The 814-nt window shown below is 69.9% G+C and carries 2 protein-coding genes; one reads left to right on the top strand and one right to left on the bottom strand.

Annotated elements, in window-relative coordinates; genetic code table 11:
* The first annotated feature begins 154 nt into the window (after nucleotides 1-154).
* Nucleotides 155-436 carry a DUF6234 family protein gene (locus CCN72_RS36210; RefSeq protein WP_244174656.1) on the top strand — a complete coding sequence of 94 codons (282 nt, stop codon included), beginning with the start codon at nucleotides 155-157 and terminating at the stop codon, nucleotides 434-436.
* 17 nt (nucleotides 437-453) lie between these two features.
* Here the strand turns inward: CCN72_RS36210 and CCN72_RS39395 are convergent.
* Nucleotides 454-814: hypothetical protein (locus tag CCN72_RS39395; protein WP_158101472.1), on the bottom strand; the 361-nt coding region annotated here is incomplete at its 5' end.

Genomic DNA, 814 nt, shown 5'->3' with positions numbered 1-814 from the left:
AGAGATCCACGGGGCCTCTGGCGTTTGGCTTGGACTGCGGGAATCGTTCGGGCGGAGCTGAGTACCCCTACTCATGTGCCCGTCTCGCCCGCGCGAGCAAGGTGACCGCATGGATCTCCCCGTCGCCCCGCCGGCCTGAGCCGCGTGCGGCCTGGTGTTCCTGGAGCTGATCGCCCTGGTGGTGATCTTCTGGCTGTGGTTCCTGTCCGGGTTCAATCTCGACCCGGGCAGAACCGTCACGGCCGACTCGCTGTGTGGCTACCTGGCCGCCGCGATCGCCGCGCGGGCCGGGGCCGTCGTCACGGTTGTCAGCCAGGCCCTCATGGCCGCTCTGATCTGCGTCATCGTCTTCGGCGGCGCTGCCGCGCAGTCACACCAGGATCGACTGTGCCGTGACACCCCGTCAGCCACCGGCTGCAAGAGTGGCGACGACTAGACGGCCACAGCTCCGGGTCACCGCCGCTCGGGCGGGTTCGGGTCCCAGCCGATCGTGAAGGACCAGGTCACGTCCGGGTCCGCGGTGAAGCGCAGGGAACCGGTGGCGTGGGTCCGGGGCATCTGGATCTCGTTCATCGCGGGCAGGACCTTGTCCTTCTCGCACCGCAGGAGGAAGGAGACACCGCCGGACCGCACCTGGACGGTGAGCCGGCCCGGGCCCTCGCAGTTGATCGCGATCGCCAGGGTTCTGCCCGCCTTGATCCCGCCCGGGATCGGGTAGGTGGCGTCGCCCTTGACCGCGGTGCCGCCGGCCAGGACCTTGATGCCGTCCGAGCCGGTCAGCGGGACCTGGTGGACGGACGGGCCGGGAGGGGTG

The sequence above is a fragment of the Streptomyces murinus genome, assembly GCF_002154555.1.
Lineage (GTDB): Bacteria > Actinomycetota > Actinomycetes > Streptomycetales > Streptomycetaceae > Streptomyces > Streptomyces murinus.
The sequence above is the reverse complement of the archived record's forward strand: the minus strand, read 5'-3'. Positions and strand labels throughout refer to the sequence as shown.